This window comes from Dokdonia sp. MED134 (assembly GCF_000152925.2).
Classification (GTDB): domain Bacteria; phylum Bacteroidota; class Bacteroidia; order Flavobacteriales; family Flavobacteriaceae; genus Dokdonia.
In genome coordinates, this window is record NZ_CP009301.1 from 1,321,008 (window position 1) to 1,334,927 (window position 13,920).

Annotated in this window: 15 protein-coding genes; 9 read left to right on the forward strand and 6 right to left on the reverse strand. The window is 37.6% G+C overall.

Annotated elements, in window-relative coordinates:
• The first annotated feature begins 4 nt into the window (after nucleotides 1–4).
• Both gap and MED134_RS05880 read left to right on the forward strand, forming a co-directional pair.
• Entirely contained in the window at nucleotides 5–1,006 is a 1,002-nt protein-coding gene (gene gap / locus MED134_RS05875) for a type I glyceraldehyde-3-phosphate dehydrogenase (protein ID WP_021778287.1), read from the forward strand.
• A 32-nt stretch (nucleotides 1,007–1,038) separates the two neighbouring features.
• A complete protein-coding gene (locus MED134_RS05880) occupies nucleotides 1,039–3,264 on the forward strand; it encodes a response regulator (protein WP_021778286.1) in 2,226 nt (741 codons plus the stop codon).
• A 36-nt stretch (nucleotides 3,265–3,300) separates the two neighbouring features.
• Here the strand turns inward: MED134_RS05880 and lpxK are convergent, their stop codons facing one another.
• Nucleotides 3,301–4,320 carry a tetraacyldisaccharide 4'-kinase gene (lpxK, locus tag MED134_RS05885; protein ID WP_021778285.1) on the reverse strand — a complete coding sequence of 340 codons (1,020 nt, stop codon included), beginning with the start codon at nucleotides 4,318–4,320 and terminating at the stop codon, nucleotides 3,301–3,303.
• A 33-nt stretch (nucleotides 4,321–4,353) separates the two neighbouring features.
• On the opposite strand from lpxK, the gene MED134_RS05890 reads away from it, so the two are divergent.
• From MED134_RS05890 to msrA, 3 genes are all read left to right on the forward strand, one after another.
• A complete protein-coding gene (locus MED134_RS05890) occupies nucleotides 4,354–5,448 on the forward strand; it encodes a Nif3-like dinuclear metal center hexameric protein (protein ID WP_021778284.1) in 1,095 nt (364 codons plus the stop codon).
• A 3-nt stretch (nucleotides 5,449–5,451) separates the two neighbouring features.
• Nucleotides 5,452–6,231, forward strand: a complete 780-nt coding sequence (locus tag MED134_RS05895; protein ID WP_021778283.1) for a zinc ribbon domain-containing protein — start codon at nucleotides 5,452–5,454, stop codon at nucleotides 6,229–6,231.
• 146 nt (nucleotides 6,232–6,377) lie between these two features.
• Entirely contained in the window at nucleotides 6,378–7,034 is a 657-nt protein-coding gene (gene msrA / locus MED134_RS05900; protein WP_021778282.1) for a peptide-methionine (S)-S-oxide reductase MsrA, read from the forward strand.
• Here msrA and MED134_RS05905 read toward each other — a convergent pair.
• Nucleotides 7,031–7,834 carry a class I SAM-dependent methyltransferase gene (locus tag MED134_RS05905; protein ID WP_038597279.1) on the reverse strand — a complete coding sequence of 268 codons (804 nt, stop codon included), beginning with the start codon at nucleotides 7,832–7,834 and terminating at the stop codon, nucleotides 7,031–7,033. The genes msrA and MED134_RS05905 overlap by 4 nt on opposite strands.
• Before the next feature lie 16 nt (nucleotides 7,835–7,850).
• On the opposite strand from MED134_RS05905, the gene MED134_RS05910 reads away from it, so the two are divergent.
• The 4 genes from MED134_RS05910 to MED134_RS05925 all read left to right on the forward strand — a co-directional run bounded on the left by MED134_RS05910 (nucleotide 7,851) and on the right by MED134_RS05925 (nucleotide 11,540).
• Complete coding sequence (locus MED134_RS05910; protein WP_021778280.1) at nucleotides 7,851–8,504, forward strand: flavin reductase family protein; 654 nt, start codon at nucleotides 7,851–7,853, stop codon at nucleotides 8,502–8,504.
• A 62-nt stretch (nucleotides 8,505–8,566) separates the two neighbouring features.
• Nucleotides 8,567–9,385, forward strand: a complete 819-nt coding sequence (kdsA, locus tag MED134_RS05915) for a 3-deoxy-8-phosphooctulonate synthase (RefSeq protein WP_021778279.1) — start codon at nucleotides 8,567–8,569, stop codon at nucleotides 9,383–9,385.
• A 104-nt stretch (nucleotides 9,386–9,489) separates the two neighbouring features.
• The gene (rpoN, locus tag MED134_RS05920; RefSeq protein WP_021778278.1) at nucleotides 9,490–10,935 is read left to right on the forward strand and encodes an RNA polymerase factor sigma-54; all 1,446 of its coding nucleotides are present in this window, start codon (nucleotides 9,490–9,492) and stop codon (nucleotides 10,933–10,935) included.
• On the forward strand, nucleotides 10,935–11,540 hold the full coding sequence (locus MED134_RS05925; RefSeq protein ID WP_021778277.1) for a hypothetical protein: 606 nt from the start codon (nucleotides 10,935–10,937) through the stop codon (nucleotides 11,538–11,540). Before rpoN ends, MED134_RS05925 begins: the two co-directional genes overlap by 1 nt.
• Before the next feature lie 28 nt (nucleotides 11,541–11,568).
• Here the strand turns inward: MED134_RS05925 and MED134_RS05930 are convergent, their stop codons facing one another.
• The 4 genes from MED134_RS05930 to MED134_RS05945 form a co-directional block, all read right to left on the reverse strand.
• On the reverse strand, nucleotides 11,569–12,276 hold the full coding sequence (locus MED134_RS05930) for a porin family protein (RefSeq protein ID WP_021778276.1): 708 nt from the start codon (nucleotides 12,274–12,276) through the stop codon (nucleotides 11,569–11,571).
• A 94-nt stretch (nucleotides 12,277–12,370) separates the two neighbouring features.
• Nucleotides 12,371–12,844: an ExbD/TolR family protein gene (locus MED134_RS05935; RefSeq protein ID WP_021778275.1), complete on the reverse strand. Its 474-nt coding sequence runs from the start codon at nucleotides 12,842–12,844 to the stop codon at nucleotides 12,371–12,373.
• A 24-nt stretch (nucleotides 12,845–12,868) separates the two neighbouring features.
• The gene (locus MED134_RS05940) at nucleotides 12,869–13,483 is read right to left on the reverse strand and encodes an ExbD/TolR family protein (RefSeq protein WP_021778274.1); all 615 of its coding nucleotides are present in this window, start codon (nucleotides 13,481–13,483) and stop codon (nucleotides 12,869–12,871) included.
• A gap of 2 nt (nucleotides 13,484–13,485) precedes the next feature.
• Nucleotides 13,486–13,920, reverse strand: a complete 435-nt coding sequence (locus MED134_RS05945) for a hypothetical protein (RefSeq protein ID WP_021778273.1) — start codon at nucleotides 13,918–13,920, stop codon at nucleotides 13,486–13,488.

Below are 13,920 nucleotides of genomic sequence, written 5' to 3' on the forward strand. Positions count from 1 at the left end.
ATTTATGTCGAGACTTAAAATTGCTATAAACGGTTTTGGACGTATAGGAAGAACTGTTTTTAGGCTCATAGAGCAGCATCCCGATATGGAAGTCGTTGCTATAAATGACATTGCAGATGCAAAGACGCTTTCTCACCTCCTTAAATATGATAGCATACACGGTGTTTTGCACAAGGAAATAAGCGCCGGAGAATCTTCTATAGTGATTAACGATAAGGACATCCCTCTTTATTGTAAAAAAGGAATTTCAGAAATTCCTTGGGGAGATACCGCTCCAGATTTTGTAATCGAAAGCACAGGTAAGTTTAAAACTAAAGACGAGCTTCAAAAACACATCGCTGCTGGTGCAGCCCGTGTTATTTTAAGCGTTCCTCCGGTAGACGAAGACATCCCTATGATTGTTATGGGGGTTAATCACACAGAAATTACTAGTACTGATACTATTATCTCTAACGCTTCTTGTACTACAAATAATGCAGCACCTATGGTGCAAATTATAGATGATTTATGCGGTGTAGAGCAGGCTTATATCACTACAATACACTCTTACACAACAGATCAAAGTTTACACGATCAACCCCATAGAGATTTAAGGAGAGCTCGCGCAGCAGGGCAAAGTATTGTACCTACTACTACGGGAGCCGCAAAAGCACTTACGAGTATCTTCCCACATCTATCTGATGTAATAGGTGGTTGTGGTATACGTGTACCTGTACCTAATGGATCACTTACAGATATCACTTTTAATGTAAAAAGAGATACCACTATTAAAGAAATTAATGAGGCTATGAAGACAGCGGCAAATGGTAGACTTAATGGTATCTTATCATACACAGAAGACCCTATAGTATCTATAGATATAGTGGGCAACACAAGCTCTTGCACTTTTGACGCTCAAATGACATCTGTAATAGGAAAAATGGTAAAAATTATAGGTTGGTACGATAATGAAATGGGATATTCTAGCAGATTAGTTGACTTAATTCTATACATTTCTACAAAATAATTTATCTTGCACAAAGATTTTAGATAAAAACTATGAATGTGAATGTACTCTTAGTACGTTTCTTTTTTGCACTACTCCTTACTTATCCTATGATAAGTGTTGCCCAAAAGAGGGAAACTATTGAGGAAACACTTGTAAATAATAAGATAGACTCGCTTCTTAATAGAGCGGTTATAGCTGTTTCTGAAAGTGATTACACGCAAGCCATAGATATTTTAAACTACTCTCGAGATCTTGCAACAGATATAGGTCATACTAAAAGAGTGGGCTTAACATCAGGAACACTAGCAAAATTATATTTTGAACTTAATGACTACGAGAGTGCAAAAAGAGAAAATAAAAAAGCTCTTTTAGCACAAAAAGAAGCAAATAGTCCTGACCTTTTAGGGCAAAGTTATATTACCGCCACTGAGCTTTCGCTTGTAGATGGAGACCAACGAGAAGCTAATAACAACATCACAAAAGGACTATCGATACTTGAAGATAGCAGTCGTGATGATTTAAAATCACAACTATATAACTTAAGAGGTACTATATTACAATCAAGCAGCAATCATATAGATGCAATACAAGCATATGACCAAAGTATCACACTCGCATCTCAAGCAAATAATGCATACTTAAAAACACAATCACTTGCTAATAAGTCTGTAAGCCTTGCCACAGTAGGAAGACTAGAGGAAGCAGATGAAACCTTGCTAGAAATAGAGGGCTTTGCAAACGGCAAAGATCTTCCTTACATCACAAATACATTATACAAGACAAAACATCTCATAGCACAAGCTAGAGGAAATTACAAAGAAGCAAATGATTATCTTACGATGTACTATGCATCAAAAGATGACACCGATTTAAGAACTCAAAGTCAAGTATTGCCTAATGGACCAAATGAGGAACTAGATGCAATGGTTACTCAACTTGAAAAAGATGTGCTTATTGAAAAAGATCGAAACTCAAAAGCAATGCGATTAACACTAGTGCTTAGTATTGCACTGTGTTCTATTCTAGCCTTACTTACATTATCGCTTTATAAAAACAACAATTTAAGGGCAAAAGCAAATGAACTCTTACAGGCAAAAAATGTTGAGCTTGTTATTGCTAGAGATAATGCCGAAAAAGCATCTACAGTAAAAGCACAATTCTTATCTACCATTACTCACGAGCTGCGCACACCTATGTATGCAGTAACAGGCCTCACACACCTACTTTTATCAGAAAACCCTACAGACGAGCAAAAAAAGCATCTTGACTCGCTCAAATTCTCTGGAGAGTACTTACTCTCACTCATAAATAATATACTAGACCTTAATAAACTAGAAGCAAACAAAGTAGAGGTAGAAGAAACGAGCTTTAATCTCAAGAAGCGTATTGAAGATGTACTTTTTGCATTAGGGAAGTCTGCTAGAGATAAAGGTAACAAGTTACACCTAGAAATAGATGAAGATATACCTCTTGAGGTACTAGGAGACCCTCTTATGATATCGCAAATACTTATAAATCTTGTAGGTAATGCTATCAAGTTTACGAGAGATGGTGACGTATGGATACGCGTTCAAAAAATAGCACAAGGCGAGGCAGATATAAGATTACATTTTGAGATAGAAGATAATGGTGAAGGAATCTCAAAAAAGAAACAAAAGACCATTTTCCAAAACTTCACTCAAGGTTCTGTAGCAATAAACAGAAAATTTGGGGGTACTGGGTTAGGACTATCTATTGTAAAAAATCTATTAGACTTACTTAATAGTAAAATATCTCTAGACAGTACACTAGGAAAAGGAACAACCTTCAAGTTTGACCTTAAATACAATCTAATGCAGGCATTACCTGGTGAAGACAATCCTCATAATATTATTTATGACATTGATTATGTCGCACTAGAAAATCGTCATATTCTTGTGGTAGAAGACAACAAAATTAACCAGATGATTACTCGTAAGATTCTTGAAAAAAATAAGATGACTTGTGATACTGCAGATAATGGCGAGATTGCTGTGGAAAAGGCAAGAACAAAAAAATACGACCTCATCCTTATGGACATCCATATGCCAGGCATAAGTGGTATGGAGGCGACAGAACAAATACGCGAGTTCAATAAAGAAATTCCTATTCTAGCTCTTACTGCTGTTACTATAGATGAAAATATTGACGATTTTTATGCAGTAGGTTTTAATGATATCATACCTAAACCGTATAAAGTCGAAGAGTTCTTCCAGAAAATACACAACGGCCTTAGAAACAGTAAAGTATTAAACTAGTTTTTTACGCTTTCGCGAAAGCGTAACAGAAACTATTTACTTCTCATTATACTCATTTACGAAATGGGTAATGCGCTTGTCAAAGTTTTCACTATGATTTAAAAATGCCGCTTTTATAGGTAAGTAATATAAATGTCTCATTGTAAGTAATGGGCGTAACCTTACGTAATCCTTTTCTGTAGTGAGGATACAATCTAATTTTTCTAACTCAACAATCTCTGAAGCAGAAAAATTATGATGGTCACCATATGACTTATGATTAAAAGACAAGCCATCGCTTGTTAAGTAATTTACTAGAGGCTCGGGGTTTGCAATACCTGTAACCAGAGTTACATTATGCACTTTTAAACTATGTAACTGCACATTGCCATTTGCTCCATAAACACAATCGTCATAAGCTATTTTTGTAAAAAACACTTTTTGGCCTGCTATAGTTTTTAGTTGTCGTATTATATTTTCTTGCTCGACCTTACTTAGTTGTGAGGGGCACTTTGTAACCACAACCACATCTGCTCTACTTGCGCCAGATCTAGGCTCTCTCAAATTACCTGCAGGCAATAAATAATCATTACTATACAAATCACCGTAGGCAGTTAATAAAATAGAGAATCCTGGAGTTACCTTTCTATGCTGGTAGGCATCGTCTAGAAGTATGACTTCTGGTATATTTTCCTTACATAATAACCTTGAGATACCAGCCTGTCTATCTTCACAAACGGCTACTTGAATAGCATCAAATTTTTGAGCAAACTGTAATGGCTCATCCCCTACCTCTGTCGCTAGGCTTGTAGACAAGACATCTCTATAACCCTTTGTAGTACGTCCATAACCGCGACTCAGGGTTGCAACACGTTTATGGGCTTGCAGTAGCCTTATAACATACTCGGTCATTGGAGATTTTCCTGTACCACCCACGCTTAAATTACCTATACAAATAACGGGCAGGTCATACTTTTTTGAAGATAAAATACCCGCATTAAAGAGTTTATTTCGCGTAAGCGTAATTGTATAGTACACTCCAGCAAAAGGAAATAATAAGAGACGTAGTTTTCTCATAAAACGAAGGTATCATTTTTTATCTTTACGATTATGACAGTACAAGAGGTAAGTAATATATTAAATGAGTGGGCTCCCCTAGCCTATGCCGAAGATTTTGACAACGTAGGTTTGCTTGTGGGTGATTATAACCAGCAGGTGAGCAATATATTAGTCTCTCACGACGCACTAGAAAATGTGGTTGATGAGGCTGTTGCAAAAGATTGTAATCTTATTGTATGTTTTCACCCCATCATATTTTCTGGTTTAAAAAAACTAACGGGTGGCAACTATGTGCAGCGAGTGGTTCAAAAAGCGATAAGAAATGACATCTCCATATTTGCAATTCACACGGCTCTAGACAATGTAGAACACGGGGTGAATTACGGAATGTGCAAGGCTCTAGGACTAGAAAATGCAAAAATACTAAGCCCAAAAAAGAATCATATTTTAAAACTAACTACATATGTTCCTCACAAAAATGCACAAGCACTCTCTGAAGCTTTATTTAGCACTGGTGCGGGGAGCATAGGTAATTATGAGGAGTGTAATTTTCAACTAGAAGGGAAAGGAACTTTTAAGGGCAATGAGAAGTCCAACCCTGTTATAGGGACAGCTGGTGTGCGCCATACAGAAGCGGAGACACAAATAAATATAACGTTTGAAAAGCATTTACAATCTAAAGTGCTTAAAACCCTATTTACAAATCACCCGTATGAGGAAGTGGCCTATGAGATTACACAACTAGAAAACAAACTACAAAATGTGGGAATGGGTATGATAGGTGAGCTTGAGACCGCAATGCCTGAAGGTGATTTTCTTTCTTACACAAAAACTATATTTAAAACGGGAGGTATACGTCATTCTGCACTAAAGGGATCCAGCATAAAGAAAATTGCTGTTTTAGGTGGTAGTGGCGCATTTGCCATAGGTGCAGCAAAGGCTCAAGGAGCAGATGCACTTATCACTGCAGATCTAAAATACCACGACTATTATCAAGCCGAAAATAAGATATTGCTATGTGATGTGGGACATTATGAGAGTGAACGCTTTACGAAAAACTTAATTGCCGACCATCTTACAGAAAAAATTAGTACTTTTGCAATCATTTTATCTGAGGAAAATACCAATCCTATCAACTATTTTTAACGTATGGCAAAGAAGAAAGAAGCAACAGTAGAAGAGAAACTACGCTCGCTTTACGATTTACAACTTATTGACTCACGTGTGGACGAGATCCGCAATGTACGTGGAGAACTTCCTTTGGAAGTAGAAGACCTTGAAGATGAAGTAGCTGGTCTTAACAAGCGCATCGAGAAGTTGGAGAACGACTTAAAACTGGTAGATGACTCTATCAAGGCTAAAAAAATACAAATAGATGACTCTAAAGCAGCTATCAAAAAGTATTCTGAACAGCAAAAGAACGTACGTAACAACCGCGAGTTTAATGCATTAAGCAAAGAGGTAGAGTTTCAAGAACTTGAAATTCAACTTGCAGAAAAAAACATACGCGAGTTTAAAGCTCAAATTGAACAAAAAGGTGAAGTAATTGCTCAGACCAAAGAACGTCTAAGCGAGCGCAAGGAACACCTTAAGCACAAAAAGAGTGAGCTAGACGCTATTCTTTCTGAAACAGAAAAAGAAGAAAAAGCACTTCTAGCAAAAAGCGAAGAGTACGAAAACAACATAGAAGAGCGCCTTGTAAAAGCTTACAAGAGAATACGATCTAGCGTACGTAATGGTCTTGCCATTGTACCTATAGAGCGTGGAGCTTCTGGAGGATCTTATTTTACAATACCACCACAGGTACAAGTAGAGATTGCAGGTCGCAAGAAGATTATTACAGATGAGCATTCTGGTCGTATCCTTATAGATAGCGAACTAGCAAATGAGCAAACTGAAAAAATGAATACACTTTTCAGTAAGCTGTAATCATCTTTTTAAATAATATTTAAAAGCCTTCTCACCAGAAGGCTTTTTTTATGCAACAAGTTTAACCTACTCCCTATACTGTCATTAACATAACCCTAACAATAACGCACCACGTTATAGTATAGCTTTGTAATAAAATTATCGTTATGAAAATTATTGCAGCAATCACAGCTCTTATCACATTATTGAGTTGTAATTATGACACAAAACCTATGGCAGAACCCACTGCTATGCTTGAGCCGGTAGAAGTTGCCACCCAAAACGGGATGCGCAAGGCTTACTTTGCAAGCGGCTGCTTTTGGTGTGTAGAAGCTGTTTTTGAAAGTGTTAAAGGTGTAGATGAAGCCATAAGCGGTTATAGTGGAGGCACAGAAGACAACCCAACTTACAAACAAGTAAGCTACGGAAAAACAACACACGCAGAGGCTGTAGAGGTGATTTACGACCCGGAGGTGATAAGCTATCAGCAATTGGTAGATGTCTTTTTTGGATCACAAGACCCTACGACCAATAATAGACAAGGACCAGATGCTGGACCACAATACAGATCTATTGCTTTTTACCAAAATGAAGAAGAGAAGAAAATTATAGAAAATACCATTACGGAATTAAATGAGTCTACATACGACGGCCGTATTGTAACGCAAGTACTTCCTTTTCAGAAATTCTGGATTGCAGAGGCATACCACCAGGATTATGAAAAGAACAATCCAAACAACCCGTACATTCAAAACATATCTGTGCCTAGGTATCAAAGGTTTGCAGCTAAGTTTCCTGAGTTACTAAAGGATGATGCTCACTAAATTTTTACAGCTTTAATTTCAAAAATTAAAGGATACAAACGGTCTTTACTCACGTAGAGGCCGTTTTCATTTTTTACCAGATCTGGCAACACATCATATGGAGCGCCATCGTGCTCTCGCATATATTGTATCTGTAAGCCAGCCCCTGCTAGGGCAGTCACAACCTCCCCTAGACCGTGATTCCAGCCATATTCTTTACTCACCATCTGGGCATCTTCTTGCGCATATGTACCCTCGTACTCTTCATAAATCACTTCTTCTTGTGCATAACCATAACGCATCTCAGGTTGTGCTTTTGTATAATCAAACATCCAGACTATGGGATGAAATTCTACCATATAAAACTCCCCTCCCACCTCAAGGCAATCTGCGATAACTTGCGCCCACGGTTTTAAATCTGGGAGCCAGCCTATCACCCCATAACTTGTAAATACAATATCAAATTTTTCTTGTACGTAGCTATTTGTATCAAGTACATTACAACACACAAATTTTGCCGATAGATTGAGTTCTTTATTTAGCTTTCGCGAAAGCGTAATCGCCTCATCACTTATATCTACACCCGTACACAAGGCTCCCATCCTTGCCCAGCTCAAGGTATCTTGTCCAAAATGGCACTGCAAATGCAAGAGTGATTTACCCGCAACATCTCCTAGCGCATCGAGCTCATATGAGTTAAGCGAACTTTTACCAGACATAAATCCCTTCATATCATAAAAGTCACTCGCTGCGTGTATAGCTACCTTTTTATTCCAAGTTTCTTTATTAGTAGAGAAGTAATTTTGATGGTCTTTTGACATATTCCGTATTTTTGAAATGATGAAAAAGATACTACATTTTAATAAAGAAGCCATTAATGCAATGCCCTCTCGGTACAGAGCAAATTTTATTAATAGCATTACGGGTTTTAAGAGTGCAAACCTTATAGGCACCATCTCTCCAGAGGGAATAGAAAACCTAGCAGTTATAAGTAGTATCACGCATATAGGGAGCAACCCGCCACTACTAAGCTATATCACAAGACCCACCACAGTAGCTAGACATACGTATAGCAATATAAAAGAAACGGGAGTCTTTACCGTAAATCACATACATAGCAATATCATAAACCAGTCACACCAGACGGCTGCAGCTTATGACAGCAACATATCTGAGTATAACGCCGTGGGGCTTACCGCAGCATATCGCGATGACTTTAAAGCTCCTTTTGTAAAAGAAGCACACATACAGCTTGCGTGTGAGTACGTAAACGAGTACGAGATTAAAGAAAATGGCACCATACTCGTCATAGGTGCAATTACAAATATTACCATTCCCGAAGATACTTTATATGAAGATGGCTGGGTGCATTTACAAAAGGCAAACGGCGTAGCCATTAATGGGCTAGACGGGTATACTTCTCCTCAAATAATAGACAGATTTACCTACGCAAAGCCAGATAAAAAAGCGACATCTATTTTAGACAAGTAGAGGTAACTAGGCTGTATAGAGTATCTTTGTTACGCTTTCGCGAAAGCATAAAAATTCACATTATGAAACTATCAAGCATTCCTAAAATAAAACATACAGAAGCAAATAACTTCTTCTTACTCTGCGGCCCTTGTGCTATTGAGGGAGAAGATATGGCTATGCGCATTGCCGAAAAGGTGGTAACCATTACAGATAAGTTATCTATTCCTTACGTTTTTAAAGGAAGTTTTAGAAAAGCAAATCGTAGTCGCATAGACAGTTTTACGGGCATAGGTGATGAGAAGGCGCTTGAGATTCTTGCAAAGGTTTCTTCGGCATTTGATATTCCTACGGTCACAGACATTCACGAAAGCTCTGATGCTGCACTCGCTGCACAGTATGTAGATGTACTTCAGATCCCTGCATTTTTAGTTCGCCAGACATCGCTAGTCGTTGCCGCGGCCGAAACAGGCAAAGTGGTAAACCTCAAGAAAGGGCAGTTTATGTCTCCAGAGGCTATGCAACACGCTGTGCGCAAGGTACACGATAGTGGTAATGAAAATGCCTGGATTACAGATAGAGGTACAATGTTTGGCTATCAAGATATGATTGTAGACTTTAGAGGCATCCCTACGATGCGCTCATTTGCTCCTACCGTGCTTGACGTGACACACTCACTACAGCAACCTAACCAGTCTAGTGGTGTTACGGGAGGAAGACCAGATATGATAGAAACTATTGCCAGAGCAGGTATTGTAAATAATGTAGACGGATTATTTATAGAAACTCATTTTGACCCGGCAAATGCAAAGAGTGATGGGGCAAATATGCTTGACCTCGCTCACTTAGAGCGATTGCTTTCTAACCTTGTCGCGATTAGAAAAACAATCACGAGCTTATAGTTATAAGACACAAATTTAGATTGCTATAAACGATAAAGGGCACGTATCTTGCTTAACAAATATTTCGCAACTACATCTACTCCTTTTTTGTAACTTCGTTTCATATGTTAAAACAACAGCTCAATTTTAAACTTTCTCAAAAGCTATCTCCACAGCAAATACAGCTTATGAAGCTTATCCAGCTTCCTACGCAAGCGTTTGAGCAAAAGATAAAGCAAGAGCTAGAAGAAAACCCTGCCCTTGATAGCGGCAAAGAGGAGGTTCAAGATGACTTTGAAGAGTTTGATAACACAGATGATTTTGACGAAGCACCAGAGGTAGAAATTAATGTAGATGATTACCTCAGTGATGATGAGATACCAGAGTATCGCTTAAGTGCAAATAATTACAGTGCAGATGACGAGGATAAACAAGTACCCTATGCCTCAGGAACATCTTTTAACCAATACCTAAAAACCCAACTCAACACGATGCGTATCTCACCAGAGGAGCGTAGCGTTGCAGAGTTTATTATAGGCTCACTAGATGAAGCTGGATATTTAAGGCGTCCCATATTAGATCTGATGGATGACCTAGCATTTACCCAAAACATCTACACCACAGAAGAGACTATAGAAAAAATGCTTTTTAAAGTACAAGATCTTGATCCTGCGGGCGTAGGAGCCCGCAATCTTCAAGAGTGTCTAGTACTACAACTAGACAGAAAAACTCCTACAAAGTCTATCTCACTAGCCATAGAAATACTTGAGAAGTCTTTTGACCATTTTAGCAAGAAGCATTACAAAAAGTTAATGGCTAAGTTCCATATCACAGAAGAAGAACTTAAAGACGCCATACACGAGATAGAACACCTTAACCCAAGACCAGGCGGATCTTACTCGAGCAATACAAAAATAGTAGAGCACGTAGTACCAGATTTTACCATAAGAATTGTAGACGGAGAATTAGAGCTATCTCTCAATGGACGCAATGCTCCAGAGCTTAAAATCTCTAGAGATTATAGCAATATGCTCAAAGGGTACAAAGAGTCTAAAGAGCGCACAAAAGCACAAAAAGATGCTGTGCTTTTTATAAAACAAAAACTTGATGCCGCAAAGTGGTTTATAGAAGCCATTATACAACGCCAGCAGACCTTATTTGTCACGATGAGCTCTATAATGAACTACCAGAAAAAATACTTTTTGACTGGTGATGAGCGCAATCTACGCCCTATGATTCTTAAAGATATAGCTACAGAGATAGGTATGGATGTCTCTACAGTATCACGTGTAGCAAACAGTAAGTATGTAGACACACCTTACGGAACAAAACTCATTAAAAACTTCTTTTCTGAAAGTATGACTAATGATCAAGGTGAAGAAGTATCTACACGTGAGATTAAAAAAATACTTGAAACGGTTATCGAAGAGGAAGATAAGCGCAAGCCACTCACAGATGACAAGCTTGCCGGCATTCTTAAAGAAAAAGGATATCCAATAGCCCGCAGAACGGTTGCCAAATATAGAGAACAGCTAGAACTACCAGTAGCACGACTTCGAAAGCAAATTTAATGAAGTTTTTCATACGTAGCTTTTCCTATATTTTTCACCCACTTTTTATGCCATTAGTAGGAGTGTTACTCTACTTCTATATTTCACCTAGATATTTCAATCCAGAATTTTTATACTCAAAAGTTTTTGCCACAGTCATTATGACTACTGTCATTCCTATTTTGAGTTACTTTATGCTTAAAAATCTGCAACTGGTAACAAGTATACATCTCTCTAATGTAAAAGAACGCAGATGGCCTCTTTTATTACAAATGCTCTTTACATTTATTCTTATTAGGCTCATTTTTGATGGATATGAGATTCCCGAACTATATTTCTTTTTTGTAGGGATACTTGCTGCTAGCACCGGTGCATTTTTAATAGCGCTCTTCAAATTTAAAGCGAGTTTACATATGATCGCTCTCTCTGGTGTGCTATTCTTTATAGTAGGTCTTAGTTTACACTTTGGCAAAAATCTATTACCACTCATAGCGGCATTTATTTTTGCCTGTGGAGCAACGGCAACATCTAGATTAGATATGCGCGCACATACTCCAGCAGAGCTTGTAGTAGGGTTTATTGTAGGTGCAGTATCACAATTTATGGTCTATAGTTACTGGATATAGAAAATGACGCTTTCGCGAAAGCGTAACATTATAAAAAGTAAAAAACCAATCCAAGACGCATTACTTGAATGCCTACCTCTTCTGTATTGAGTAATGCATTATCATTAAAAAGGTTATTTAAACCGTAATATCCTTGAAAATTAAACGCACCATACCCAAAAGAAAAAGAGGGTCCATATTGAAACTTATTTATTTCTGGTATATCTGTGCTTGTAATATCTAATACATTGTCTTGATAGGTAGTGTTAAATCTAACTATATACCCCAGTTTCATACCTACGTGTATACGCCAAAAGCTATATTTTGTAGCCGTAGATGTTCTCCACCTATACTCAATAGGCATTTCTAATGTGTAGCTAGTAAACCTATTTGTAACATTCTCTACACTCTCATCTACTATTTCAAAAATTGAAGGAATGCCTTCTTGATCAGAAATAAATAGGTTTTGATTATAGGTATCTAATGCCATCCCAAAACCGATACCTATCGCTTTATTACGCCTTTTATTAATAGGAAAATCCCTAATAAATCCAGCTTGTATACCAGCGCTGAGACCATTTTGTTCAAAACTAGAAGGCTTATTACTTAACAAGTTAAAAGTTATACCTATGTACACTTGATCTTCTCTATATAAAGAATCTACAACCTGGGCATCAAGCACATCAACATCTTGTGCAAGTGTCGTAATGGTACTTAAACCTATAAAGATGTAAAGAAGATATTTCAAGAGAATCATTTGTTGCAAATATAACAGAATTGCCGCTGGCAATATTGCATAAAAAAACACCTTAAGTTACCTCAAGGTGTTTTTTTACTAATTTAACTATCGACTACTGACTTACAGCGTCTTCAGTTTGAGTAGTGATGTAAATCACTTTTAACAAATTAGCTTGTCTTAATTCTTGCTTTACGTCATATACTAGACCAGAGTTAGTTTCCTTATCTACTTTAAAGGCAACCATTACTCTATCTTTAAGCTCATCTCTAAGCTTCTCACGTTCTTCAAGAATAGCAGGCTGTACTTCGTTTATATTTACGAATTTGTCTCCTATTTGAATTTTACCTTCTGTACCGAACTGCTTATAACCTTCTCCAGGTTTCCCTCCAAAGATGTATACACTTCTGTCCTTCTGTAGCTTCTCAGTTTGATCTGCTGCTGGTAAAATTTGCGCCACTTTTACGTCATTTTTACGTAAAACTGTTGCCACCATAAAGAAGAATAATAACATAAATACAATATCTGGTAGGGAAGCCGTGTTTACCGCTGGTAACTCTTTAGACCCTCCTTTTCTAAATTTTGACATAATATTTTTATTTTATAATTCTACTTATGATTGAGGATCTATTTCAGAAAGTTTCTGAGGGTACATTTTCTTGATAATATCAAGTTTTTCTTTTGCACTCTCTTCGTTCCCTTTATAAACTCCTTCGTCTATAGCTTTCTTTACTTCTGTGAATTTCCAACCGTATAAACGTTGTGACTCTCTATCACGTAAAAAATTGTATGCTCCTACAAGCTCATTTTGAACTGTAATATATGTATCGTAAGATGTCTCACGGTCATTTTTTACAGTTACAATAGCCTTGTCTGGAAAGTCTGACGAACTAGGGTCACGCTCTCCTTGACAGTAATCACAATACCCTTCTTGCCCTTTTGGTACACCTCCATTATCTAAGAAGGCGATAGCTGCCTCTTGAAGATCTTTCATCTCCATAGGCTTATCTTCAACCAAAAGTTCATCGTTTTTATTTACGATAACTACAAAAAGGTTCTTTTCTTTAATGATAGGAGGCTCCACATTTTCAGGCTGCTCTGGCGGTAACGCTCTTACAAGTCCTCTATCTTTCTCAATGGTAGTTGTTACCAAGAAGAAGATAAGTAGTAAGAATGCGATGTCTGCCATAGACCCTGCATTAATTTCTGGTGCATTTCTCCTAGCCATAATTATTTATTTACAAGTTTCTTAGCTCCTGATACTAGCATAAGTATAATTGCAATTGCTGCAAGAATAAAGAATGCGTTTATACCAGCGCTTACCCACTGTGAACCACTAGCAGAAAGAACTTCTCCGTCTTTCATTGGTACTTCTTCTGCTCCGCTTGCAGCAAAGTAAGAAATAGCAACAATAAGTAAGAAAGATCCAGCTCCTACAAGTGTGTTTTTTGCATTACCCGAAAATAGACCTTTGAGAACAAAGACTACTACGAGTACTAAAGCGATACCTATAACCGCCCAAGCAAGGAGGATCATTATATCGACAAGGTTCTGTGAATCACCACCTACGATGGCATCATTGTTTGCCCATACCATACCTGCTACAACTAATGCTGCAACACCTACGATAGCCACAATGAATTTTAAAATTTTATGTAATCCCAT